Source organism: Aquincola tertiaricarbonis (genome assembly GCF_000969605.1).
GTDB classification, from domain to species: domain Bacteria; phylum Pseudomonadota; class Gammaproteobacteria; order Burkholderiales; family Burkholderiaceae_C; genus Aquincola; species Aquincola tertiaricarbonis.
This window is the reverse complement of the sequence record NZ_JZUE01000008.1, coordinates 185,797-207,354: the sequence shown is the minus strand read 5'-3', so window position 1 is coordinate 207,354 and position 21,558 is coordinate 185,797. Positions and strand designations below refer to the sequence as shown.

22 protein-coding genes are annotated in these 21,558 nt (G+C 71.5%); 6 read left to right on the top strand and 16 right to left on the bottom strand.

All coding sequences use genetic code 11. The annotated features are described in order from the left end of the window. Positions 1-14: 14 nt before the first annotated feature. On the bottom strand, positions 15-488 hold the full coding sequence (locus VO99_RS12080) for a (2Fe-2S)-binding protein (RefSeq protein WP_046113098.1): 474 nt from the start codon (positions 486-488) through the stop codon (positions 15-17). A 152-nt stretch (positions 489-640) separates the two neighbouring features. Here VO99_RS12080 and VO99_RS12075 point away from each other — a divergent pair, with 152 nt between their 5' ends. After that, positions 641-1,648 carry an XdhC family protein gene (locus tag VO99_RS12075; RefSeq protein ID WP_046113097.1) on the top strand — a complete coding sequence of 336 codons (1,008 nt, stop codon included), beginning with the start codon at positions 641-643 and terminating at the stop codon, positions 1,646-1,648. A 3-nt stretch (positions 1,649-1,651) separates the two neighbouring features. Here the strand turns inward: VO99_RS12075 and VO99_RS12070 are convergent, their stop codons facing one another. Next, positions 1,652-1,990 carry an MliC family protein gene (locus VO99_RS12070; RefSeq protein WP_083440537.1) on the bottom strand — a complete coding sequence of 113 codons (339 nt, stop codon included), beginning with the start codon at positions 1,988-1,990 and terminating at the stop codon, positions 1,652-1,654. A gap of 158 nt (positions 1,991-2,148) precedes the next feature. Between VO99_RS12070 and VO99_RS12065 the strand changes: the two genes are divergently transcribed. Together VO99_RS12065 and VO99_RS28795 are read left to right on the top strand one after the other, a co-directional pair. Next, complete coding sequence (locus VO99_RS12065; RefSeq protein ID WP_157039543.1) at positions 2,149-3,525, top strand: ABC transporter substrate-binding protein; 1,377 nt, start codon at positions 2,149-2,151, stop codon at positions 3,523-3,525. 16 nt (positions 3,526-3,541) lie between these two features. Beyond that, positions 3,542-6,220, top strand: coding sequence for a putative bifunctional diguanylate cyclase/phosphodiesterase (locus VO99_RS28795; protein ID WP_052736287.1), 2,679 nt, complete (start codon positions 3,542-3,544; stop codon positions 6,218-6,220). On the opposite strand, the gene VO99_RS12055 is transcribed toward VO99_RS28795, so the two are convergent. Then, positions 6,217-8,442 carry a xanthine dehydrogenase family protein molybdopterin-binding subunit gene (locus VO99_RS12055; RefSeq protein ID WP_046113095.1) on the bottom strand — a complete coding sequence of 742 codons (2,226 nt, stop codon included), beginning with the start codon at positions 8,440-8,442 and terminating at the stop codon, positions 6,217-6,219. The two genes, VO99_RS28795 and VO99_RS12055, sit on opposite strands and share 4 nt — an antisense overlap. Positions 8,443-8,452: 10 nt before the next feature. Further along, positions 8,453-8,914, bottom strand: a complete 462-nt coding sequence (locus tag VO99_RS12050; RefSeq protein ID WP_046113094.1) for a (2Fe-2S)-binding protein — start codon at positions 8,912-8,914, stop codon at positions 8,453-8,455. 95 nt (positions 8,915-9,009) lie between these two features. Here VO99_RS12050 and VO99_RS12045 point away from each other — a divergent pair, with 95 nt between their 5' ends. Next, positions 9,010-9,909: a LysR family transcriptional regulator gene (locus VO99_RS12045; protein WP_046113093.1), complete on the top strand. Its 900-nt coding sequence runs from the start codon at positions 9,010-9,012 to the stop codon at positions 9,907-9,909. Here the strand turns inward: VO99_RS12045 and VO99_RS12040 are convergent. Beyond that, entirely contained in the window at positions 9,906-10,208 is a 303-nt protein-coding gene (locus tag VO99_RS12040; RefSeq protein ID WP_046113092.1) for a hypothetical protein, read from the bottom strand. The genes VO99_RS12045 and VO99_RS12040 overlap by 4 nt on opposite strands. A 130-nt stretch (positions 10,209-10,338) precedes the next feature. Between VO99_RS12040 and VO99_RS12035 the strand changes: the two genes are divergently transcribed. Then, on the top strand, positions 10,339-10,980 hold the full coding sequence (locus VO99_RS12035; protein ID WP_046113091.1) for a glutathione S-transferase family protein: 642 nt from the start codon (positions 10,339-10,341) through the stop codon (positions 10,978-10,980). A gap of 5 nt (positions 10,981-10,985) precedes the next feature. Here VO99_RS12035 and VO99_RS12030 read toward each other — a convergent pair whose 3' ends face one another. The 11 genes from VO99_RS12030 to VO99_RS11980 form a co-directional block, all read right to left on the bottom strand. Beyond that, positions 10,986-11,360, bottom strand: a complete 375-nt coding sequence (locus VO99_RS12030; RefSeq protein ID WP_052736286.1) for a DnaJ family domain-containing protein — start codon at positions 11,358-11,360, stop codon at positions 10,986-10,988. Beyond that, on the bottom strand, positions 11,357-12,736 hold the full coding sequence (locus tag VO99_RS12025) for a tetratricopeptide repeat protein (RefSeq protein WP_046113090.1): 1,380 nt from the start codon (positions 12,734-12,736) through the stop codon (positions 11,357-11,359). The genes VO99_RS12030 and VO99_RS12025 overlap by 4 nt, the downstream gene beginning before the upstream one ends. A 2-nt stretch (positions 12,737-12,738) precedes the next feature. Further along, on the bottom strand, positions 12,739-14,133 hold the full coding sequence (locus VO99_RS12020) for an amidase (RefSeq protein WP_046113089.1): 1,395 nt from the start codon (positions 14,131-14,133) through the stop codon (positions 12,739-12,741). After that, complete coding sequence (locus tag VO99_RS12015; RefSeq protein ID WP_046113088.1) at positions 14,130-15,632, bottom strand: ABC transporter substrate-binding protein; 1,503 nt, start codon at positions 15,630-15,632, stop codon at positions 14,130-14,132. Before VO99_RS12015 ends, VO99_RS12020 begins: the two co-directional genes overlap by 4 nt. Before the next feature lie 113 nt (positions 15,633-15,745). Next, positions 15,746-16,522 (bottom strand): ATP-binding cassette domain-containing protein, encoded by a 777-nt coding sequence (locus VO99_RS12010; protein WP_046113087.1) that lies wholly within the window; start codon positions 16,520-16,522, stop codon positions 15,746-15,748. Continuing rightward, the gene (locus VO99_RS12005) at positions 16,519-17,523 is read right to left on the bottom strand and encodes an ABC transporter ATP-binding protein (protein ID WP_046113086.1); all 1,005 of its coding nucleotides are present in this window, start codon (positions 17,521-17,523) and stop codon (positions 16,519-16,521) included. Before VO99_RS12005 ends, VO99_RS12010 begins: the two co-directional genes overlap by 4 nt. Continuing rightward, entirely contained in the window at positions 17,520-18,032 is a 513-nt protein-coding gene (locus VO99_RS12000; RefSeq protein WP_046113085.1) for a class IV adenylate cyclase, read from the bottom strand. Before VO99_RS12000 ends, VO99_RS12005 begins: the two co-directional genes overlap by 4 nt. Before the next feature lie 15 nt (positions 18,033-18,047). Next, positions 18,048-18,887, bottom strand: a complete 840-nt coding sequence (locus tag VO99_RS11995; RefSeq protein WP_046113084.1) for an ABC transporter permease — start codon at positions 18,885-18,887, stop codon at positions 18,048-18,050. Next, the gene (locus VO99_RS11990) at positions 18,884-19,843 is read right to left on the bottom strand and encodes an ABC transporter permease (protein WP_046113083.1); all 960 of its coding nucleotides are present in this window, start codon (positions 19,841-19,843) and stop codon (positions 18,884-18,886) included. Before VO99_RS11990 ends, VO99_RS11995 begins: the two co-directional genes overlap by 4 nt. Positions 19,844-19,958: 115 nt before the next feature. Beyond that, positions 19,959-20,201 carry a hypothetical protein gene (locus VO99_RS11985; protein WP_046113082.1) on the bottom strand — a complete coding sequence of 81 codons (243 nt, stop codon included), beginning with the start codon at positions 20,199-20,201 and terminating at the stop codon, positions 19,959-19,961. Between the two features lie 65 nt (positions 20,202-20,266). Further along, positions 20,267-20,485 carry a hypothetical protein gene (locus tag VO99_RS11980; RefSeq protein ID WP_046113081.1) on the bottom strand — a complete coding sequence of 73 codons (219 nt, stop codon included), beginning with the start codon at positions 20,483-20,485 and terminating at the stop codon, positions 20,267-20,269. Positions 20,486-20,592: 107 nt separating this feature from the next. Here VO99_RS11980 and VO99_RS11975 point away from each other — a divergent pair, with 107 nt between their 5' ends. Beyond that, positions 20,593-21,555 (top strand): LysR family transcriptional regulator, encoded by a 963-nt coding sequence (locus VO99_RS11975; protein WP_046113080.1) that lies wholly within the window; start codon positions 20,593-20,595, stop codon positions 21,553-21,555. The last annotated feature ends 3 nt before the right edge of the window (positions 21,556-21,558 follow it).

The following is a 21,558-nucleotide window of genomic DNA, read 5'->3' as shown; positions in this document are numbered from 1 at the left end:
GCGTCGCTCCTGCCTCAGGCGCCCATGCCGGCAGCACCCTGCTGCACGGCCTTGACGATGTTCTGGTAGCCCGTGCAGCGGCACAGGTTGCCTTCGAGGTGATGGCGGATCTCCGCCTCGGTGCCGTGTGCGTGGTGCTGCACCAGGTCGATGGCGCTCATCACCATGCCGGGGGTGCAGAAGCCGCACTGCAGCCCGTGACAGGCCTTGAAGGCGGCCTGCATGGGATGCAGCTCGCCGTTCGCGGGCGCGATGCCCTCGATGGTGGTGAGCTCCGCGCCTTCGGCCTGCACCGCGAGCATCGAGCAGCTCTTGATCGCACGGCCGTTCAGGTGCACGGTGCAGGCGCCGCACTGCGCGGTGTCGCAGCCCACGTGGGTGCCGGTCAGCCGCAAATCCTCGCGGATGAATTCGACCAGCAGCGTGCTGGGTTCGACTTCCTTCGTCACGGCCGCGCCGTTGACCTGCAGCGTGATCTTGGTACCCATCGGTTGTCTCCTAGGAATGCCTGAACGCCGCGATCCAAAGCCCAAACCACGGCCGCCGCCGCATGCTAGGGCAGGCCATCCGGCCTTGCACCGACGGGAAAACCCGCGGCCTTGCCCGTGCAAGGCCACCGCCTTGGCGCTATCGTCAGTGCATGGACAACGTCGATCTCAACATCCTGCGGCAATTGGCCATCTGGCAGTCCGAAGGCCGCCGCGTGGTGCTGGGCACCATCACCCGCACCTGGGGCTCGGCGCCGCGTCCGGTGGGCTCGGTGGTCGCGGTGCGCGACGACGGCCAGATCGCCGGCAGCGTGAGCGGCGGCTGCATCGAGGACGACCTGATCGCCCGCGTTCGTGACGGTGCGTTGACGCTCGCCGCACCCGAGGTGGTGCGCTACGGCGTGGGCGCCGAGGAGGCCACGCGCTTCGGCCTGCCCTGCGGCGGCACGCTGGAACTGGTGCTGGAGCCGGTGGGCCCGCATTCGCGCATCGACGAACTGCTGGCGGTGCTGCAGCACGGCGACCGCATCCGCCGCGTGCTGACGCTGGCCGACGGCCATGTGGAGCTGCTGCCGCCGGCCGAAGGCGACGTGCTGCAGCTCACCGACACCACGCTCACCACCACGCACGGCCCGAGCTGGCGGCTGCTGCTGATCGGCGCCGGCCAGATGACGCACTACCTGGCCACGATGGCGCAGGCGCTGGACTACCAGGTGCTGATCTGCGACCCGCGCGAGGAATACGCCACCGGCTGGGACGTGCCTGGCGCGCGCCTGCTGCGCGGCATGCCCGACGACGTGGTGGCCGAGCTGAGGCCTGACGGCCACACCGCCATCGTCGCGCTGACGCACGACCCCAAGCTGGACGACCTGGCGCTGATGGAAGCACTGGCCAGCCCGGCCTTCTATGTGGGCGCCATCGGCTCCCGCGTGAATCAGGCCAAGCGCAAGGCGCGGCTGAAGGAGCACTTCGGCCTGACCGACGCGCAGCTCGACCGGCTGCACGGGCCGGTGGGCATCAAGAACGGCGCGCGCACGCCGCCGGAGATCGCCGTGGCCATCCTGGCGGAGCTGACCGCCTCGCGCTACGGCTACGTGATCCCGCCCCCGCTGTCGGCCGGCGACGGCGGCGTCGCGCCCGAGGCCGGCTGCGTCGTCTGACGCTCAGCGGCCCTGCGCGATGCAGTTGGTGGGAATGCGGCCGTCCACCGCCCAGGTGATGTCGCGGCCCTTGCCGCGCAGCTCGTTCGGGCCGCTGGCGTAGCGCATGCCGGAGCCGGCGGGCTGCTGCGCCAGCTGCAGCTGCTGGCCGTCGGGCAGCGTCACCTGCGCCGATCCATCGGCATAGCGCACCGTCAGCCGCAGGCCGTCCTCGCAGTCGTACACCACCGGCGGCCCGGCGGGGCGCTGCTGCAGGAAGGCGGGCACGGCGCAGCCGGCCAGTGAAAGGGCGCACAAGCCCTGCAGCCCGCAACGGGCGGCGTGCAGAAGTCTTCTCGTCATTCAAGCTCCGTGTTGCTGGAGGGGCACTGTACGTGCCGTGCCGGCAGGGGCAGGCCACGTGCCAGGGCCTCAAGCCGGGCGCCCGCCCGGCCGAAGAACAGGCGTCGGCCGCGCCCACGGCGCGCCGCTGCAGTACCTCCAGACCCGCCGAGGTGCTCGTGAAGATCCACACCCTGCTGACCCCAGCCCGCGCGCTGGCCTGCTGCCTGTTCGTCCTGGCCGTGCTGCTGCTGCAGTTGCGCGGCACCGGCGGCACCGAGGCACCTGCCGGCCAGGGCGCTACCCCGCCCTCCAAGCGGGTGACCCTGCTGTCGTCCTTCTCCTTGCAGGACAGCGCCCGCTACCAGGAAGCCTTCGCGGCGATGGAGCGCAGCACCGGCATCGAGGTGGTGATCCGCGCGGCCGGCGGCGATTTCGCCGACCACGTGTTCGTGGCCACGCCCGGCTTCGAGGCACCGGACATCGCGGTGTTCGCCCAGCCCGGCCTGTTCCGCGAGATGGTGGCCGGCGGCTTCATCCACCCGCTGCCGCCCGACCTGGCGCAGACGGTGGTGCGCGACTTCCCGCCCTTCCTGGACCCGCTGCTGCGCCGTGGCGACCAGCACTACGGCCTGTGGGCCCGCGTGGCCATCAAGAGCCTGGTGTGGTACCGCCGCGCGCTCTTCGAGCAGCATGGCCTGGCGGTGCCGCGCAGCGACGCGGAGCTGGCCGCGCTGGAGCAGCAGATGATCCGCAAGGGCCTGGTGCCCTGGTGCATCGGCGTGGCCGCCCGTGGCGCCACCGGCTGGGTGGGCACCGACTGGGTGGAGGAATTCATGCTGCGCGACGCCGGCCCGGCCGCCTACGACCGCTGGGTGGCGCAGGAGCTGCCCTTCACTGCCGGCCCGGTGCGCCGGGCCTTCGCGCGATGGGATCGCATGGTGCGCACGCCGGGCATGACGCTGGGCGGCCCGGAAGGCGTGCTGCACACCTTCGTGGAGGAGGCGGCCCGCAAGTTCGCCGGCCAGCCGGCGCCCTGCATGATGATGCGCAACTCCGAATGGGTGACCTCCGAGTTCCCCGACTCGGTGCACATCGGCCCTGGCGAGCAGATCGACTTCTTCATCCTGCCCGGCCGCAGCGAATCGCATGTGGAACTGCTGGTGGCCGGCGACGTGGCCGCGCCGCTGAATGCGCGGCCGGAGACGATGGAGGTGCTGCGCTACATGGCCTCGGCCGACTTCGGCCGCCGCCGCGCGGCCGCCGGCGCCTACCTCTCCGGCCACAAGGACGTGGAGCCCGCCAGCTACGTGGAACCGCTGGCCGCGCGGCTGTCGGCCGTGTGGCACGAAGCCACGGTCATGCGCATGGACGCCTCGGACCTGATGCCCGCGGTGCTGGGCACCGCCGCCTTCTGGACGGGCATGGTCGACCACCTGAAGGGCGCCTCGGTCAACGACGTCACCGCCGGCATCGACCGCACCTGGCGCCAGTGGCGGGCCCAGCAGGCCGCGCCCGCGGCGGCCGCGCCGGCCAGCGCCGCGGCCTCGCGCTGATTCCGGAGACCTGCCCATGCGATCCAGCCGCGACGCCGCCTTCCTCCATCCGCCGCACGGCTCGGTCATCGGCCGCTTGTGGCGCGGCCTGCGCTCCGGCGAGCTGCTGCTGCGCGACCGGCTGGCCATCTTCTCGGTGCTGGCCGGTGCCATCGTGCTGTCGCTGCTGGCGGTCATCGTCACCGAGCAGGCGCGCAGCCTGGCCCTGCACGACCGCTCGGTGCAGGGCCTGCACTTCGGCCGGCATGCGGACCGGCTGCTGTTCGCGCTGGCGCGCGAGCGCGAGCTGGCGCAGGCTGCCGCTGCGGGCGAGGCCAACCTGGAGCGCCGGCAGGCCAGCACCCGGCGCGAGGTGGACCTGGCGGTGCAGGGCCTGCAGGCCTTCGTGCAGCAATCCGAAGCGGTGCGCCAGGCCATCGGCGACGACCCCGCGATGACCCACTTGCCGGACTACCTGCGACGGCTGCGCGCGCGGGTGGACCAGGCGGTGATGAAGGAGGAAACCGCCGGCCACCTCTACACCCAGCCGGTGCGGCAGCTGTTCCGCCTGGCCGCCTTCGTGGAAGAGCGCTGCATCGCGCCGGCGCTGGGCTCGCGCACCAACAGCCTGCTGTCGGTGGCGATGCTGCTGGAGGAGTTCTCGCGCCAGGCCTCGGCGCTGCGGCGCATCGAGCGCGCCAGCCAGGGCGGCGCGCTGACGCAGGACCGCGGCATCGTCGCGCCGCTGCTGGATTCCTCGCACCGCAGCGACCACATGCTGTCGGTGCTGATGGCGCACAGCGATGCCGACATCGCCGGCCATGCGCGCAGCCTGGCCAACAGCCGCGCCCATCGCTCCATCCGCGAGTTCACCGACAAGCTGGCGCTGGGCGCGTGGTCGGCCAGCTTCAAGCCCCGCTGGGGCGCGCTGATGGAGGACGCCGACAAGATGGTGGACATCACCCAGGAATCGCGCCAGCAGGCGGCCATGTCCTTCGTGCAGATCGCCGAACGGCAGGCCGCGGACACGCGGCGCCGGCTCACCGTCGTTTCGGCGCTGGGCGCGCTGCTGGTGGGCTTCATGTCGGCGGCGATGTGGCTGCTGTACCGCTCCATTGCCGGGCCGCTGCGGCTGATCGCCGGTGCCGCGCAGGCCACGGTGGACGGCAACCTGAGCACCAGCGTGGCCTACCACCGGCGCGACGAGGTGGGCCACATGGCGCATGGCCTGCAGGTGCTGATCGACACCATCGCCCTGTTCAACAGCGAGATGCTGCGCACCCGCGAGAGCGTGGCCCGCGGCGAACTGGCGGTGCGTGCCGACGGCTCGCGCTTCCGCGGGGAGTGGCGTTCGCTGATCGAGCGCTTCAACGACACGCTGGGCGAATTCGCCGCGATGCACAAGCTGTTCCAGCACCAGGCCTTCCACCACCCCGACAGCGGCCTGCTCAACCGCATGGGCCTGGCCCACCGGGTGGAGGCGCAGGCGCCGGCCGCCACGCCGTGCAACGTGTTCCTGCTGCTGCTGGTGCGGCTGGAGGACCTGACCATCACGCTGGGTGCGGACTTCAGCGCGGGCCTGCTGCGCACGTTGGCTGGCCGGCTGGTGGCGCGCTTCGGCGAGCGCTACGTCATCGCGCAGGTGAGCATGCGCGAATTCGCGCTGGTGAGCTTCGAGGCCTGCTCCGCCGAGGCGCTGGAGGTGCAGGCCGGCGAGATCGCGCGGGCGGTGGAAGAGCCCCTGCCCTATGGCGACGCCATGCTGTCCACGCCCGGCCGCGTGGGCGTGGCCATCGGCACCACCGGCGAGCTGCGTGCGCTGCTCACCAATGCCACCATCGCCTCGCGCCGGGCCTGCCTGCACGTGCGGCCGGGCTACGTGGTGCACGACGAGGCCTACCGCCGCCAGCGGGAAAAGGCCCGCCGCATCGAGCTGGCGCTGCCGCAGGCCATCGAGCGGCGCGAGCCCTACATGGTCTACCAGCCGGTGGCCGACGGCCACAGCGGCGAGGTGCTGGCCTTCGAGGCGCTGATGCGCTGGCGCACCGCGGGCGGCGAATTCATCTCGCCGGCCGACTTCATCGCCATCGCCGAGGAGACCGGCCACATCCTGGCGCTGGGCGAGATGGCGCTGCGCGCGGCCTGCAGCACCTTCGTGCGCAGCGACGTGGCCAAGGCCTTCCCGCAGGCGCAGGTGTCGGTCAACCTCTCGCCACGCCAGCTGATGGAAAGCGACCTGGTGAGCACGGTGCGGCAGGTGCTGGCCACCACCGGCCTGCCGGCGCAGCGGCTGGCGCTGGAGATCACCGAGTCCGCCTTCATGGAAGACCCCGACGTGTGCATCGAGCGCATCACCGCGCTGCGGGCGATGGGCGTGGCGATCTACCTGGACGACTTCGGCACCGGCTATTCGTCGCTGAGCTACCTCACCCGCATTCCCATCGACGTGCTGAAGATCGACCAGAGCTTCGTGCGCGGGCGCACCGAGCACACCGTCAACAAGCGCATCGTCAGCGCGATGGTGCAGCTCACGCGCAGCATGGGCATCACGCCGCTGGCCGAAGGCGTGGAGACCGACCGCGAGCGCCAGTGGCTGCTGGAGATGGGCTGCGTGCGCCACCAGGGCTACCTGTACGCACGCCCCGCGCCCATCGAGGACCACCTGGCCGCCCACCAGGCACGGCGGGCGACCGACAGCGGCGCGCGGCTCGTCTAGGCCAGCTTGAAGGGCAGCTCGCGCAGCCGCTGGCCGGTGAGCGCGGCCACCGCATTGGCCAGGGCCGGCGCCAGCGCCGGGAAGCCGGGCTCGCCCATGCCGGTGGGCGCCTCGGTGCTGGGCACGATGTGCACCTCCACCTGCGGCATCTGGTTCATGCGCGCCACGGTGTAGTCGCCGAAGTTGCTCTGCTCCACCACGCCGTCCTTCAGCGTGATGGCCGCGCCGGGCAGCGTGGTGCCCAGCGCCATGAGCACCGCGCCCTGCACCTGCGCCTCCACCGTCAGCGGATTGACCGCGAAGTTGCAATGCACGCCGGCCACGGCCCGGTGCAGCACCGGCTGGCCATCGGCCACCGACGCCTCCACCACATAGGCCACCACCGACGAGAAGGACTCGTGCACCGCCACGCCCCAGGCACGGCCGGCGGGCAGCTTGCGCTGGCCGTAGCCGGAGCGCGCCACCGCCAGGTCGAGCGCGGCACGGATGCGCGGATGGCGGTCGCCCAGCAGCGTGCGGCGGTAGGCCACCGGGTCCTGGCCTGCGGCCGCGGCCAGTTCGTCCACCAGCGTTTCCATCACGTAGGCGGTGTGGGTGTGGCCCACCGAGCGCCACCACAGCACCGGCACGTTCACCTTGGGATGGTGCACGTCCAGCGCGATGGGGAAGCCATAGGGCGTGTCCACCACGCCTTCGGTGGACACCGCGTCGATGCCGTTCTTCACCATGAAGGACTCGAACGGCGTGCCGGTGAGGATGGACTGGCCGACGATGGTGTGCTGCCAGGCCAGCACCTTGCCCTGCGCGTCCAGCCCGATCTCGGCGCGGTGCACATGCATCGGCCGGTAGTAGCCGCCGCGGATGTCGTCCTCGCGGCTCCACATCAGCTGCAGCGGGCCCTGCCCGCCGGCGGCGCGCCAGGCCTTGGCCACCTGCGCGGCTTCCACCACGTATTCCGACGAAGGCACCGCGCGCCGGCCGAAGCCGCCACCGGCCATCGCGGTGTTCAGCGTCACCTTGTCGGGCGGCAGGCCCAGGGTGGCGGCCACGGCGGCGTGATCCAGCGTCTGGAACTGGGAGCCCACGGTCACGGTGCAGGCATCGCCGCGGAAGTCGATCACGCAGTTGAGCGGCTCCATCGGCGCATGCGCCAGGTACGGGAAGCGGTACTCGGCGCTGATGCGGCGCGGCGCGCCGGCCAGGGCCGAGGTGTCGGCCACGCGGGCCTTCAGGCCGGGCTGCCTGGCCATCTCGCTGTAGCGCTGCAGCAGCGCGTCGGTGCTCACCTTCTCCACGCCGTCGGTGTTCCAGCTCAAGCCGAGCGCGTCGCGGCCCATCTTGGCCGGCCAGTAGCCGTCGGCCACCACCGCCACGCCGGTGGCGCCGCGGTCCAGCGGAATGCGCAGCACCTTGGACACGCCCTTGACGGCCAGCGCCTTGGCATCGTCCACCGAGGCCAGCTTCGCGCCGAACACCGGCGGCCGCGCGATCAGCACCACCCGGGCCTGCGCCGGCCGCAGGTCGATGCCGAACGACTGCCGGCCACTGGACTTGGCCGGTGCATCGAGCCGGCGCGTCGGCTGGCCCAGCAGCTTGAAGTCGGCCGGCTGCTTGAGCGTGACGCTGGCCGGCACCGGCTGCTTCATGGCCGCCTCGGCCAGCTCGCCGAAGGTGGCGCGGCGGCTGCCGGCGCTCACCACGCCGTCGGCCACGCGCACCTGCGAGGCCGGCACGTTCCAGCGCTGGGCCGCGGCGTTGACGAACATCGCACGGGCCCGGGCGCCCAGCTCCCGGTACTGCAGCCACGAGCTCTTGATGGAGTTGGAGCCGCCGACCATCTGGATGCCGAAACCGGCGTCCTTGTAGGCCTCGGCGGCCGGCGCCAGCTCGGCCCGCACCAGTCGCCAGTCGGCATCCATCTCCTCGGCCACCAGCATGGGCAGCGCGGTGTGCACGCCCTGGCCGAAGTCCAGGCGGTTGACCATCACGGTCACCGCGCCGTCTGCGGCCACTCGCACGAAGGCGCCGGGCTGCTGGCTGGGCTTGAGTTCGCCGGCCATCGCGGCGGCCACCGCGGCACCTTGCGGCGTGGCGGGCGGCGTGCCCTGGGCGGCGCCCGCCAGCGGATACAGGCCAAGCGCGAAGCCGCTGCCGGCGGCCATCTTCAGGAAACTGCGACGCGGCAGCGCGGCGGGCAGGCGATCCGTGGTGTGTGCGGTCATGGTCGCTCCTTCAGGCCAGCGTCTTGGCGGCATCGTGGATGGCGGCGCGGATGCGCGCATAGGTGCCGCAGCGGCACACGTTGCCGGACATGGCGGCATCGATGTCGGCGTCGGTCGGCTTCCTGTTCTGCTTGAGCAGCGCGGTGGCGCTCATGATCTGGCCGCTCTGGCAATAGCCGCACTGGGCCACGTCGTGCTTCACCCAGGCGGCCTGCACGGCACGGCCCACCGGGTCGGTGCCCACCGCCTCGATGGTGGTGATGCGCTGACCGGAGGCCACCGCGCTGATCGGCGTGACGCAGGAGCGCACCGCCTGGCCATCGATGTGCACCGTGCAGGCGCCGCACAGGGCCGCGCCGCAGCCGAACTTGGTGCCGGTGAGCTGCAGGTTGTCGCGCAGCGCCCAGAGGATGGGCGTCGAGGGATCGGCCTCCACCGCCTGGCTGCGGCCATTGATGTTCAGGGTGGTCATGGACGGGCCTCCGGAATGAAGCGAAGGAGTGTGCCCAGCCCGACTCGAAAGGCATACACAATAAAAGTGCATGGCCTTTTAAGCAGTACTTGGCAATGAACCCCGACATCCTGGCCGCCATGACGGCCTTCGCCCGCACCGCGGAGCTGCGCAGCATCACTGGCGCAGCCCACCTGCTGGGCGTGACGCCAGCCGCGGTGTCTCAGACCATCCGCAAGCTGGAGGCCCGCCTGGGCGTGCGGCTGTTCGAGCGCACCACCCGCAGCGTGAACCTCACCGAAGCCGGCCGCGCCTACTGGGAGCGCGTGTCGCCGCTGCTCACCGGCATGGCGCAGGCCACCGAGGACCTGCAGATGCAGGCCAGCGTGCCCGGCGGCCTGCTGCGCATCACGCTGCCGATGGTGGCCGGCCAGCTGCTGATCGAGCCGCTGCTGGGCGACTTCGCGCGGCTGCATCCGCACATCACGCTGGAGCTGGCCTACCAGGATGCGCTGGTGGACATCGTCAAGGAAGGCTTCGACGCCGGCATCCGCCTCGGCGAATCGCTGCAGCGCGACATGATCGCGGTGCCGCTCACGCGCGAATTCCGGCTGCGTACCTACGCCTCACCCGACTACCTGGCCCGCCGCGGCACGCCGCAGGTGCCGGCCGACCTGCTGCAGCACAACTGCATCAACTACCGGCTGGCTTCCACCGGTGCGCCCTACCGCTGGGAGTTCCTGGAGCGCCGGCGCATCGTCGCGCTGTCGGTCAGCGGCAGCCTGATCGTCAATCACTGGATGACGATGCTGGAGGCCGCGGCGCAGGGCGTGGGCGTGTGCCATGTGCTGCCCGAGGCAGCCGCGCGCTGGGTGGCCGAGGGCCGGCTGGTCGAGGTGCTGCAGAAGTTCAGCCCATCGTTCGACGGCCTGTACATCTACCACCCGCGGCGGGAGCAGCTGCCGGTGAAGACCCGGCTGTTCATCGACTTCCTGAAGGCGCGGCTGGCGGCCTAACGCGCGCCGATCGCCAGGTCGATGCCGCACAGCGCGGCGGCCATGCCCAGGCCGATGGCCACGCCCCAGGCGCGCAGTGCCTGCCGGCGCACCGGCCCGGCCGGCAGGGGCCGCCGGTGCAGCTGCAGGCACAGTGCCGAGGCGGTGCCCGATGCCACCAGCAGCAGCGCCATCAGCAGGCCGGCAACGCCGCCGATGCCCACCTGCAGCATCAAGCCGGCCACCGCGCCCAGCCCGGCGCCGATGGCGAAGGGCGTGGCCGCAGGATGCTTGGCGAGGTGCAGGGCAAGGCGGTTCATGGCGACGGCGGGCGGAAGCGGTGGCTGCGCGATTGTTCCAGCGCCGTGCGCGGGCCCAACAGCTCAACAGCGCCGTAAACACCGGCTAACCTTGCGCCCCGCCCGGGCCCCGGGCGCCGGAGCCATCACGATGATCCATCTGCACTACTACCCCGGCAATGCCAGCATGGCGCCGCACATCCTGCTGGAAGAACTGGGCGTGCCCTTCGAACTGGTGCGCGTGGACCGCGAGCACGCGGCGCACAAGTCGCCCGAGTACCTGAAGCTCAACCCCAACGGCCTGATCCCGGTGCTGCAGGACGGCGACCTGGTGCTGTACGAGACCGCCGCCATCCTGCTGCACCTGGCCGACACGCACCCCGATGCGGTTCTGGCGCCCGGCGTCGGCACGCCGGAGCGGGCCGAGTTCTACAAGTGGCTGGTGTGGATGACCAACACGCTGCAGGCCATGCTGATCCACTACTTCTACCCCGACCGCATGGCCGACGATGCAGCCGGCGCCGCGGCGGTGAAGGCCCATGCGGAGGCCGCCATCGGCCGCATGCTGGACCAGCTGGACACGCACCTCGGCTCGCACGAGGGCCCATGGCTGCTGGGCACGGACTACAGCGCCGCCGATGCACTGGCCTTCGTGCTGTGCCGCTGGACGCGCGGCTTCGGCCGCCCCGCGCGCAGCCTGCCGCACATCGGACCCTACCTGCAGCGCATGCTGGCCCGGCCGGCGGTGCAGAAGGTGTTCGCCACCGAGCAGCCGGCCATGCCACACGTCTAGACGAGCTACAGCGACCTGGTGCGCGCCAGCCGCTCGATGCGCACCTTGATCAGCAGCTCGCGCTCGCCGATGCGACGCCTGAGCGTGGCGGCTTCCGCGCTGTCGGCCGGCAGGCGGGCCAGCTCGTCGCGCCAGGCCTGCAGCTCCTGCATCAGGCCCACCTCCGCGGGCACGTGGCCGGCGTTCTTCAGCAGCTTGAAGGCCATGCGCAGCTCCTGCGGCACGTGGGCGCCACCGTCGTCGGGCAGCGGCTTGCCCCAGGCGGGGCTGGCGCGCATCTCGTCCTGGCCGGCACGCAGCTGTTCGCCGATGCGGTCGTCCAGGCTGCGCAGCTCGGCCTCGCGCTCGGCCTGCGTGGGCGGCGGCGCCCGCCGTTTCACGCCAGCCTCCGTGCGGCCCGTTCCGACAGGCCCAGGCGCGAGGCCCAGTGCCGCGTCATCGGCGTGGCCGGCTTGGCCAGCAGCCGCTCATGCAGCACCGCGCGGCCGATGGCGCGGGCCTCGCTGCTCTCGCCGCCGGGTGCATCGGCGGCCGCGGCGAGCAGGCTCAGGTCCACCAGGTCGCGCTGCGCATGGCTGCCGCCGAAACGTGCCGCCACCTCACGCACACCGTACAGCGACACCGCCGCGCCGGCCGCATCGCCGCGCACATGGGCCAGCAGCGCCCGCATCAGCGGCAGGCCCACCTCGCGTGCCATGCCGTGGTTGCTGCGGCGTGCGTCCTCCGCGGCCAGCGCCCGTTCGGCGCAGCGCGCCAGCCAGGCCTCCGCGCGGCCGATCTCGCCAGCGCCCAGCAGCACCATCACCGCATGCACGTCGTTGAAGGCATAGTGGCCGGCGGCCTGCTCGGCCATCGGCCAGCCGTCGGCCAGAGCACGCCAGCGCGGCCCCACGTCGGCGCCCAGCAGCTGCAGCCGCCACAGCAGCGAAGCCGCGTCCAGCCGCTGCAGCGTGATCTGCAGCGCATCGCCCGACAGGTGCGCATCCACCAGCCGCAGCGCGCCGGCCAGGTCCAGCGCCTCCAGCCTGAAGAGCGCCGCATGCCACCACAGGTGGCCGGCAAAGCCGTTGCCCTCCGCCCATTGCGGCTGGTGCTGGCGCAGCCAGGCGGCGCCGTCGTCCAGCCGGCCCTGCATCTCCATCACGTGCGCCACCGCATGCACGGCCCACGGCGTTCGAGGGTCCAGCGCGAGGGCGCGGCGGCCGGCCTCCTCGGCCTGCGGGTACAGGTGGCACTCCTCCAGGCCGAAGGCATGCAGCGCCAGCACCTGCGGGTACAGCGTGTCGGCCTCGTCCCATTCGGGCAGCGCGCGGGCCACGCGCTGGCGAAGGTTCAGGGCGTCGCCGCGGTAGAAGTCCCAGAGGTGGGCCCACTGCAGCGCCAGCGCGTCGCGCGGATGGGCCACCAGCAGTTCGTCCCAGGCCTTGCAGGCAGCCTGCCAGCGGCCTTCCAGCGTCATGCGCACGGCAGCGGCATGGGCCCGCTCGCGCGGCGGTGCATCGGCCTCGAGCGGCGCGGCGTCGTCCAGCACCTGGGCGGCCTCGGCCACCATCGCCGGCTCGGTCAGGCTCAACAGGTAGCCCGCCTTCATCAGCCGCGGCAGCAGCCACTGCGGGTCGTGCGCGATGGCGGTGTCCAGGTCGGCCACCGGCGCGTCGTAGAAGCTCATCATGCGCCACAGCGCCTGCTGCGCCGCGGCCAGTGCCGGCTGCGACGACGTACCGGTCAACAGCCCTCGATCGTCGTGCAGCGCCATGGTCAAGGCCCCGGTGGATGCGGCCAGGGCCGCTGTTCGCCGCGCAACTGCTCATACAGGCGCGCGGCGCGCAGCACGCCCAGGTCGTCGTGGCGGCGGCCGGCGATCTGCAGGCCGATGGGCAGCCCGCCGGCGGTGTAGCCGCAATTGATGGACACCGCCGGCTGCTCGCTCATGTTGTAGGGCAGCGTGAAGGCGATGTGCTCGAAGGGCCGCGCCGAGTCGTCCAGCGGGCTGGCCTGCCGGGCCGGAAAGGCGGGCATCGGGCTCACCGGCGACAGCACGAAGTCGTACGGCTGGCAGGCGGCCACGGCCGCATCGCGCAGCGCGCCCATCTGGCTGTAGCCGTTGAAGACCTCGGCGCCGCTCAGGCCGGCGCCGCCTTCCACCCAGGCGCGGATGTAGGGCAGCACCTTCTGCTGGCGCGCGGGCGGCAGCGCGCTGTAGTCCAGCCAGGAGCGCATGCGCCAGAAGCGGTCGAGCCCGTCGACCATCGCGCGGGTGGAGATCGGGCCGATCGGCTCGACGATGGCGCCGGCCCGCTCGAAGGCCTGCGCCGCGGCCACCACCGCTGCGGCCACCTCGGGCTGCACCGCATCGCCCCAGCCGGCGTCCATCAACAGGCCGATGCGCTTGCCTTGTATAGACAAGTCGAGCGCATGCCAGTCGATGGCCTGGGCAGGCAGGCTCATCGCGTCGCGCCAGTCGGGGCGGGCCAGCGCGGCCATCATCAGCGCGGCGTCTTCCACCGTGCGGGTCATCGGGCCGGCCACCCGGCCGGCATACGGCGGATTGATCGGCACCCGGCCCAGGCTGGGCTTGAAGCCCACCACGCCGCACCAGCCGGCTGGCAGCCGGATGGAGCCGCCGATGTCGGTGCCGATGTGCAGCGGCCCATAACCCGCCGCGGCGGCCGCGCCGGCGCCGGCCGACGAACCGCCCGGGTTCTTCGACAGGTCCCATGGGTTGCGCGTCAACGGATGGAAGCTGGACAGCCCCGAGGACAACATGCCCCAGTCGGGCATGGTCGTCTTGCCCAGGAACACGCAGCCGGCTTCGCGCAGCCGCGCGGCCGGCGGTGCGTCGTCGGCCGCGGGCTTCAGCTCGGTGGCGGCGCTGCCCATCGGCTGCGGCACGCCACGGGTGGCGATGTTTTCCTTGATGGTGCAGGGCACGCCGTCCAGGGGTGACAGCGGCTGGCCGGCCTGCCAGCGCCGTTCGCTTTCACGCGCCATCTGCAGCGCCACCTCGGGGTCGTGGGCGTACAGCGCCTTGAGCTGCGGCTCCCATCGCGCGACGTGGTCCAGCACCGCCTGCGTCGCTTCCACCGGCGAAGCCTGGCCGCTGCGGTACAGCGCCGCCAGCGCGGCGGCGGACAGTTCATGCAGCGCCGTCATTGCCACCGCCAGGTCGACAGGTCGTTGGCGAAGATGGGCGAGTGGGGCCACACGCCCTTCAGCGCCTTCTTGGAGATGGCCACGTTCTGCGGATTGAAGATGTACGCGTTCACCGCATCGGTGGCGAGCTGGCGCTGCAGGTCGCCGAACAGTTTCTGCCGCTCCTTCGCGTTGGTGGTGGACGCATGCTTGCTGGCCAGGTCGCGGAAGGCGGCGCTGTCGTAGCCCCAGTAGTACTGCGGATTGGTGTACTGCAGGTAGTCCAGCGGCTCGACGTGGTTGATGATGCTCAGGTCGAAGTTGCCCTTGAAGGTGCCGCCCAGCCACTGGGCCCACTCCACGTTCTCGATCCTGGCCACCACGCCCACCTTGGCCAGCATCGCGGCCACCACCTCGCCGCCCTTGCGTGCGTAGGGCGGCGGCGGCAGCGTCAAGGTCACGTTCAGCGGCGTGGCCACGCCGGCTTCCTTCAGCAGCGCCTTGGCCTTCTCGGGGTCGAACGGGTACTGGCCGGTCAGGTCGACGTAACCCGCATCGGTGGGCGCGAAGTGGCTGCCGATGGGCACGCCGTAGCCTTCCAGCACGCCGTCGATGAAGGCCTTGCGGTCGATGGCATGCATCAGCGCGCGGCGCACGCGCACGTCGTCGAAGGGCTTCTTGCGGTTGTTGATCGCGAGGATGCCCTTGCCCGCAGTGCTGCCCAGCACCACCGCGAAGCGCGGGTCGGCCTGCATCTGCTTGACGGCCTGGTTGCCGATGCCGCGCGGGAAGGTATCCACGTCGCCCGCCAGCAGCGCGGCCACCTGCGCGGCCGGGTCGCTGATGATGCGGAAGGTGGCGCGCTTGATCGGCGCGGCCTTGGCGTCGCGGTAGCCCTCCCAGCGCGACAGGATGATGGCGCTGCCCTTGCGCCAGTCGTCGAACCGGTAGGGCCCGGTGCCGATGGGCTTGGTGGCGGTGCCGGCCGCGCTCTTGGGGTCGAGGATCACCGCGGTGTTCTCGCCCATGCGGAACGGGAAGTTGCCGTCGGGCTTGGCCAGCGTGAGGATGACGGTGGCCGCATCCGGCGTGCTGATCGAGCTGATGTTGTCGAAGACCGTCTTCTTGGCCTTGTTGGTGGAGCCCTCGGCCTTGGCGCGCTCGAAGCTGAACTTCACGTCGCTGCTGTCGAAGGCCTCGCCGTCATGGAACTTCACGCCCTGCCTGAGCTTGAAGGTGTAGCTCTTGCCGTCCGGGTCCATGCTCCACGACTCGGCCAGCAGCGGCGTCACCGTGCCGTCGGCGTTGATCTTGGTCAGGCCTTCCAGCACGTTGTAGTGCACCACCTCGCCGATGGCGGCGGCCGCGGCCGTGGTGGGGTCCAGGCCGGGCGCGGGCTCCAGCACCAGGCCGATGGTGACCGCGGCCTTGCCCGCCTGCGCCATCGACACCTGGGGCGCGGCCAGCATGGTGGCGGCCGCGGCCAGTGCCAGTACATGGCGCCGGTGTACTCCTGTCATGTCGCTGTTCCTTCCGGGGATCGAAACACGCCGGCGGTGGCCGGCCACACGGGCCCCATGCTGCCACAGCGCCGCGAACCGCGACTTCCTGGGCACTTGGCGCAGGTGCGCGCTCAGGCCACGGAGGCCAGCAGCTGCTGCGTGTACGGATGGCTGGGCCGCGTGAACAGCAGGTCGGGCGGGCCCTGCTCCACGATGCGGCCCTGCTGCAGCACGATGACCTCGTCGCACACCAGGTCCACCACCGCCAGGTCGTGGCTGATGAACAGGTAGGCCATGCCGTACTGCTGCTGCAGGTCCTGCATCAGGTTGAGCACCTGGGCCTGCACCGAGACGTCCAGCGCACTCACCGGCTCGTCGGCCACGATCAGCCGCGGCCGCGTGACCAGCGCCCGCGCGATGGCGATGCGCTGCCGCTGGCCGCCGCTGAACTCGTGCGGGTACTTGTGCAGGTCGGCCGCGCGCAGGCCCACCGCGTCGAGCACCTCGGTGCTGCGCTGCAGGCGTTCGGCGCGAGTCACCTCGGGCATGGCTTCCAGCGGCTCGCCCACGATGCGGGCGATGGTGTGGCGTGGGTCGAGCGAACCGTAGGGGTCCTGGAAGACCATCTGGAAGTGGCGTCGTTGCCGCTGCAGTTCGGCCGGCGGCAGGGCATGCAGATCCTGCCCTTCCAGCAGGACCTGGCCGCTGCTGGGCACATCCAGCGCCATCACCAGCCGGGCCAGCGTGCTCTTGCCGCAACCGCTCTCGCCCACGATGCCCAGCGTGCGGCCGGCTTCCAGCGTGAAGCTCACGTCGCTCAAGGCCTGCAGCACCGGCGGCGGCTGCAGCAGCCGCTCACGCGGCAGCCGGTACTGGCGCGACAGGTGGCGCACGTCCAGCAGCGTCATGCGTTCACCTCGTGCAGCCGGATGCAGCGCGCGTCATGGCCGGGCGCCACCGCCAACCGCGGCGGCAGCGCCTGCCGGCAGTCGTCGATGGCCCAGGCGCAGCGGTCGTTGAAGGGGCAGCCCGGCGGCAGCAGGTGCAGCTCGGGCACGCGGCCCGGCAGCGCCGGCAGGCGCAGCGTGCGGCGCTCGGCGCCGTTGCGCAGGCCCAGCCGCGGCCGCGCCTCGAACAGGCCGCGGGTGTAGGGGTGCGCGCGGTGAAGGAACAGCGCCTCGGCCGGGCCCTGCTCCACCACCGTGCCGCCGTACATCACCATCAGGCGCTGCACGCTGGCGGCCATCACGCCGAGGTCGTGGCTGATGAGCAGCAGGCCCATGCCATCCTCGGCCACCAGGCCGGCGATCAGCGACAGCACCTCGCGCTGGATGGTGGCGTCGAGCGCGGTGGTGGGTTCATCGGCGATCAGCAGCTGCGGCCCGCAGGCCAGCGCGATGGCGATGACCACCCGCTGCCGCTGCCCGCCCGAGAGCTGGTGCGGATAGGCATCCAGCCGGCGCGCCGCCTGCGGCAGCTGCACCCGCTCCATCAGCCGCAGCGCCTCGGCCCGCGCGGCGGCCGCGCCCAGGCCCTTGTGCAGCCGCAGCGGCTCCGCGATCTGGCGGCCGATGGTGTGCAGCGGGTTCAGCGCCGTCATCGGCTCCTGGAACACCATGCCGATGCGCGCACCGCGCACGCGGCACAGCGCGGCGTCGTCCAGCGTGGCCAGGTCCTGCCCTTCCAGCAGCACCTGGCCCTGCACGCGGGCACGCTCGGGCAGCAGGCCCATCAAGGCCAGCGCGGTGATGGACTTGCCGCTGCCCGATTCCCCGATCAGCCCCAGCGTTTCACCGCGCGCCAGCGTGAAGCTCACGTCACGCACCGCATCCACCGGCCCATGCGCCGTGGCCAGCGTGATGCGCAGGTCGCGCACGTCCAGCAGCGGCGGCGGCGTGGATGCGGTCATGCGCCCAGCAGGTCCACGTAGGCACCGCTCAGCCACTGCTGCGGGCCGATGCCCAGCTGCTGCAGCAGGCGCTGGGCGATGGCCTCGCCCTCGGCCTCGGTCTGCTCGTCGCGCAGCACCACCTCCAGCTCCAGGAAGTGGCCCAGGCCTTCCACCACGTCGAGGTGGATGCGGGTGGCGCCGGCCATCAGCAGCAGGCGCTGCTTCCTCACGCGGCCGGCGGTACCCCAGGCGCGGGCCAGCGCATCGCGCAGCAGCGCGGGCTGGTCGGTGGGCACCACCAGGTAGTCCGACAGCTTGGGGCCCTCGGCATCCGGCCGGTGGTAGTGGATCAATTCGCCCCGCTGCTCATCGAACTGCCGCAGCTTCAGGCGGCCGTGGGTGCAGGTGAAGAAGGTGTCGTCCTGCCGGATGACCACCGGCTCGGGCGCGTCCGCCAGTGCGGCGGCCACCGGCAGCAGCGCCTGCACGCTGTCGATGCGGGCCTTGATCTCGATGTTGCGTGCCATGTCGTCGGTGACGGTTCAGCGGCTGCGCGCCAGCCGCGGATCGAGCAGATCGCGCAGGCCGTCGCCCAGCAGGTTCAGGCCCAGCACCGCGAGCGCGATGGCCGCGCCGGGGTACACGGCCAGCATCGGCGCCTGGAACATCTGCGTCTGCGCCTCGTTGAGCATGCGGCCCCAGCTGGGCTGCGGCGGCTGGGTGCCCAGGCCCAGGTAGCTCAGCGCCGCCTCGGCCAGGATGGCGATGGCGAACTGCACCGTGGCCTGCACGATCAGCACGCTGGCGATGTTGGGCAGCACATGGTGCAGCGTGATGCGCCAGCGGCCCTTGCCGGCCGCCCGCGCGGCCAGCACGTAGTCGCGGGTCCACACGCTGCGCGCAGCGCCGCGGGTGATGCGCGCGAACACCGGGATGTTGAACAGGCCGATGGCCACGATGCTGGTGAGCAGCCCCGGCCCGTAGATGGCCGTGAGCATGATGGCCGACAGCAGCGCCGGGAAGGCAAAGCTGAAGTCGGCGAAGCGCATCACCGCTTCATCGATCCACCCCGGGCGGGCGGCAGCCAGCGCCCCCAGCAGCGTGCCCACCAGCAGGCCGATGCCCACCGCCACCACGCCCACCACGATGCTGTTCTGCGAGCCCACCCACAGCTGCGAGGCGATGTCGCGCCCCAGGCTGTCGGTGCCCAGCCAGTGCGCGGCGCTGGGCGGCGCCAGCTTGTTGGGGATGTCGATGTCGGCCGGTGGATACGGCGACCACCACAGCGAGCCGACGGCGCACAGCACCAGCAGCAGCGCCAGCACGCCGCCGGCCAGGAAGCTGGGGTGGCGCAGTGCGCGGGATGCAAAGCCGCCGCTCATGCCGGCGCCCTCAGCCGCGGATCGACCAGCGCATACAGCAGGTCGACCACGAAGTTGACCAGCACCACCGCCGCGGCCAGCAGCATCACCACGTCGCGCACCAGCGGCAGGTCGCGGTTGGCGATGGCCTGGAACACCAGCCGGCCGATGCCGGGCAGCACGAACACGTTCTCCACCACGATGGTGCCGGTGAGCAGGTTGGCGAACTGCAGGCCCATCACGGTCAGCACTGGGATCATCGCGTTGCGCAGCACGTGGCGCCACAGCACGGCGCGCCGGCTCAGGCCCTTGGCGCGCGCGGTGCGCACGTAGTCCTCACCCAGCGCTTCCAGCACCGCCGAGCGGGTGACGCGCGCCAGGATCGCGGCCTGCACCGCGGCCAGCGCGATGGCCGGCAGCAGCAGCGCGGCCAGGCCGGGACCCAGGCCGCCGCCGTCTTCCTCACGCCAGCCGGGGAAGCCGCCCGCGCCGACCCACTGCAGCTTCACCGCGAAAAGCAGGATCAGCAGGATCGCGAGCCAGAAATTGGGAATCGACAGCCCGAGCTGGCTGACGGCCATCACGCCGACGTCGCCCAGCCGGCGGTGGCGGGAGGCGGCATACACGCCCACGCCCAGCGCCACCACGGTGGTGATGGCCATCGCGATGACGGCCAGCGGCAGGCTCACGGCCAGCCGTTCGGCGATGAGTTCGGACGAGGGGGTGTCGTAGAAGTGGCTGATGCCGGTGCGGCCCTGCAGCAGGCCGAGCGCCCAGTGCGCATAGCGGGTGGCGGCGGGCTGGTTGAGCCCGAGGCGGCTTTCCAGCGCGGCCAGCGCCTCCGGCGTGGCGGTGGCGCCCAGCATGAGCTGCGCGGCATTGCCCGGCAACAGCTCCAGTACCGCAAAGACGGCCATCGACGCCAGCAGCAGCGTCAAGGCCAGCACCGCTAGGCAGCGGGCCAGGAACAGCGTCATGCATGCCCCCTTGCGGTGGGCCTGCGGATGCTATCGATCGAAGCGGTGCGGTACGGCAGGTGCAATCAGGAACCGGGCATCTCGGGTGATGGACCCGATGATGCCCGAAGCCCGATCAGTTGCCGGTGTGGCGGTCGGCAGCGGCGAACAGGTCGGCCGCAAAGCCCGGATCGTGGCGCGCGACGCCACGGGCGTAGCGGCGCACTTCCTCGGCTTCCACCGACTTGGTGGCGGCCAGCTTGGCGGCGCGGCGACGGTCGGCGATGTTGGTGAACGTGCTGACGATCAGGCCCACCAGCTTGGCGCCACGCGGCGTGGCTTGGTAGCGGGGGATGAAGACATTGCTGGTCGTGCTCATGGTGTTTCCTTCAAGTCGCGCTGCCGGATGGGCAGCGGCGGGTGGAATAAGGGGTGATCGGCGGCTCAGCCGGCGCGCTTGTTCTTGCGCGCGAACGAGGCGAGCTCGGGGAACTGGCTGGCGTGAAGTGCGGCAAACTGGGCCAGCTCGGCTTCGGCGCGGCGCTGGCCAGCGCCTTCAAGCGCCTTCCAGACACCCGCACCGGCCTTGCGCAGCCATGCACCGACGGGTGCCTTGGCCGGGGCGGCGGGCTTCAGGGGCAGGGTGGCAGTGGTGTGGGACATAGCGGCTCCTTTAGGGCTCATGTCTGTGGGATGTACGTAGTATCGGGTTTACCCTAGCCTTTCTAAAGCGAATTCGCTGCACATGAGATATTCATGGCGTTCATGACATGCCGGCCAGCGTCAACTTCCGCCACCTCGACCTGAACCTGCTGCGGGTGTTCGACGCCGTGATGCACGAGCGCAACCTCACCCGTGCGGCGGAGAACCTGTCGTTGTCGCAATCGGCGGTGAGCCATGCGCTGAAGCGGCTGCGCACGATGCTGGGCGACGAGCTGCTCACACGCACCGCCTTCGGGGTGGTGCCCACGCCCAAGGCAGAGGCGCTGTGGCCCAGCGTGCGCACCGCGCTGGCCCAGCTGGAGCAGGCCATCGCACCGGCCGGCTTCGACCCGCGGACCGACACCGCCAACTTCCTGATGGTGATGGCCGACGCCACCGCGGTGATCCTGCTGCCGCCGATGGTGGCCCGGCTGGAGGCGCTGGGCGCGCTGGCCAACCTGCAGGTGCTGCCGCTCACCACGCGCGATCCGCGCAAGTTGCTTGAGAACAACGAAGTGGACGTGGCGATCGGCTACTTCCCCGCCGCCGTGATGGCCATCCTGCGCCAGGGGCTGGACTCACCGCTGCGCCGCGAGCGGCTCTACGAGAGCGAATACCAGTGCGTGATGCGCGTGGGCCATCCGCTGGCGGAGGGCGAATTGACGCTCGACGGCTTCTGCGCCGCGCAGCACCTGTCGGTGAGCCTGTCGGGCCGGGCCCATGGTCCGATCGATGCCGCCCTGGCCGCGCTGGGCCGCCAGCGGCGGGTGATGCTGGCGGTGAACCAGTTCTTCACCGCGGGTCAGGTGGTAGCGGATTCCGACCTGCTGACGGTGCTGCCCACCTCATTCATGCGCGCCACCGGCCACACCGAGCGCCTGGTGACACGCCCGCTGCCGGCCGAGCTGCAGATGAGTGGCCTGCAGGTGGAGCTGCTGTGGCATTCACGCCATGACGACCAGCCGGCGCACAAATGGCTGCGCCAGCTGGTGCTGGAAGCCTGCGGCCGCCACCCCGCGGGTGGCGGCTGACCA

Bases quoted from the DNA above. Each gene is read 5' to 3' on its own strand.
- VO99_RS11995 (WP_046113084.1), bottom strand. From the start codon at position 18,887: ATGAGCGGCGGCTTTGCATCCCGCGCACTGCGCCACCCCAGCTTCCTG.
- VO99_RS11985 (WP_046113082.1), bottom strand. From the start codon at position 20,201: ATGAGCACGACCAGCAATGTCTTCATCCCCCGCTACCAAGCCACGCCG.
- VO99_RS28795 (WP_052736287.1), top strand. From the start codon at position 3,542: ATGCGATCCAGCCGCGACGCCGCCTTCCTCCATCCGCCGCACGGCTCG.
- VO99_RS12015 (WP_046113088.1), bottom strand. From the start codon at position 15,632: ATGACAGGAGTACACCGGCGCCATGTACTGGCACTGGCCGCGGCCGCC.
- VO99_RS12045 (WP_046113093.1), top strand. From the start codon at position 9,010: ATGAACCCCGACATCCTGGCCGCCATGACGGCCTTCGCCCGCACCGCG.
- VO99_RS11990 (WP_046113083.1), bottom strand. From the start codon at position 19,843: ATGACGCTGTTCCTGGCCCGCTGCCTAGCGGTGCTGGCCTTGACGCTG.
- VO99_RS12070 (WP_083440537.1), bottom strand. From the start codon at position 1,990: ATGACGAGAAGACTTCTGCACGCCGCCCGTTGCGGGCTGCAGGGCTTG.
- VO99_RS11975 (WP_046113080.1), top strand. From the start codon at position 20,593: ATGCCGGCCAGCGTCAACTTCCGCCACCTCGACCTGAACCTGCTGCGG.
- VO99_RS12010 (WP_046113087.1), bottom strand. From the start codon at position 16,522: ATGACGCTGCTGGACGTGCGCCACCTGTCGCGCCAGTACCGGCTGCCG.
- VO99_RS12080 (WP_046113098.1), bottom strand. From the start codon at position 488: ATGGGTACCAAGATCACGCTGCAGGTCAACGGCGCGGCCGTGACGAAG.
- VO99_RS12020 (WP_046113089.1), bottom strand. From the start codon at position 14,133: ATGACGGCGCTGCATGAACTGTCCGCCGCCGCGCTGGCGGCGCTGTAC.
- VO99_RS12075 (WP_046113097.1), top strand. From the start codon at position 641: ATGGACAACGTCGATCTCAACATCCTGCGGCAATTGGCCATCTGGCAG.
- VO99_RS12050 (WP_046113094.1), bottom strand. From the start codon at position 8,914: ATGACCACCCTGAACATCAATGGCCGCAGCCAGGCGGTGGAGGCCGAT.
- VO99_RS12000 (WP_046113085.1), bottom strand. From the start codon at position 18,032: ATGGCACGCAACATCGAGATCAAGGCCCGCATCGACAGCGTGCAGGCG.
- VO99_RS11980 (WP_046113081.1), bottom strand. From the start codon at position 20,485: ATGTCCCACACCACTGCCACCCTGCCCCTGAAGCCCGCCGCCCCGGCC.
- VO99_RS12040 (WP_046113092.1), bottom strand. From the start codon at position 10,208: ATGAACCGCCTTGCCCTGCACCTCGCCAAGCATCCTGCGGCCACGCCC.
- VO99_RS12005 (WP_046113086.1), bottom strand. From the start codon at position 17,523: ATGACCGCATCCACGCCGCCGCCGCTGCTGGACGTGCGCGACCTGCGC.
- VO99_RS12055 (WP_046113095.1), bottom strand. From the start codon at position 8,442: ATGACCGCACACACCACGGATCGCCTGCCCGCCGCGCTGCCGCGTCGC.
- VO99_RS12025 (WP_046113090.1), bottom strand. From the start codon at position 12,736: ATGGCGCTGCACGACGATCGAGGGCTGTTGACCGGTACGTCGTCGCAG.
- VO99_RS12035 (WP_046113091.1), top strand. From the start codon at position 10,339: ATGATCCATCTGCACTACTACCCCGGCAATGCCAGCATGGCGCCGCAC.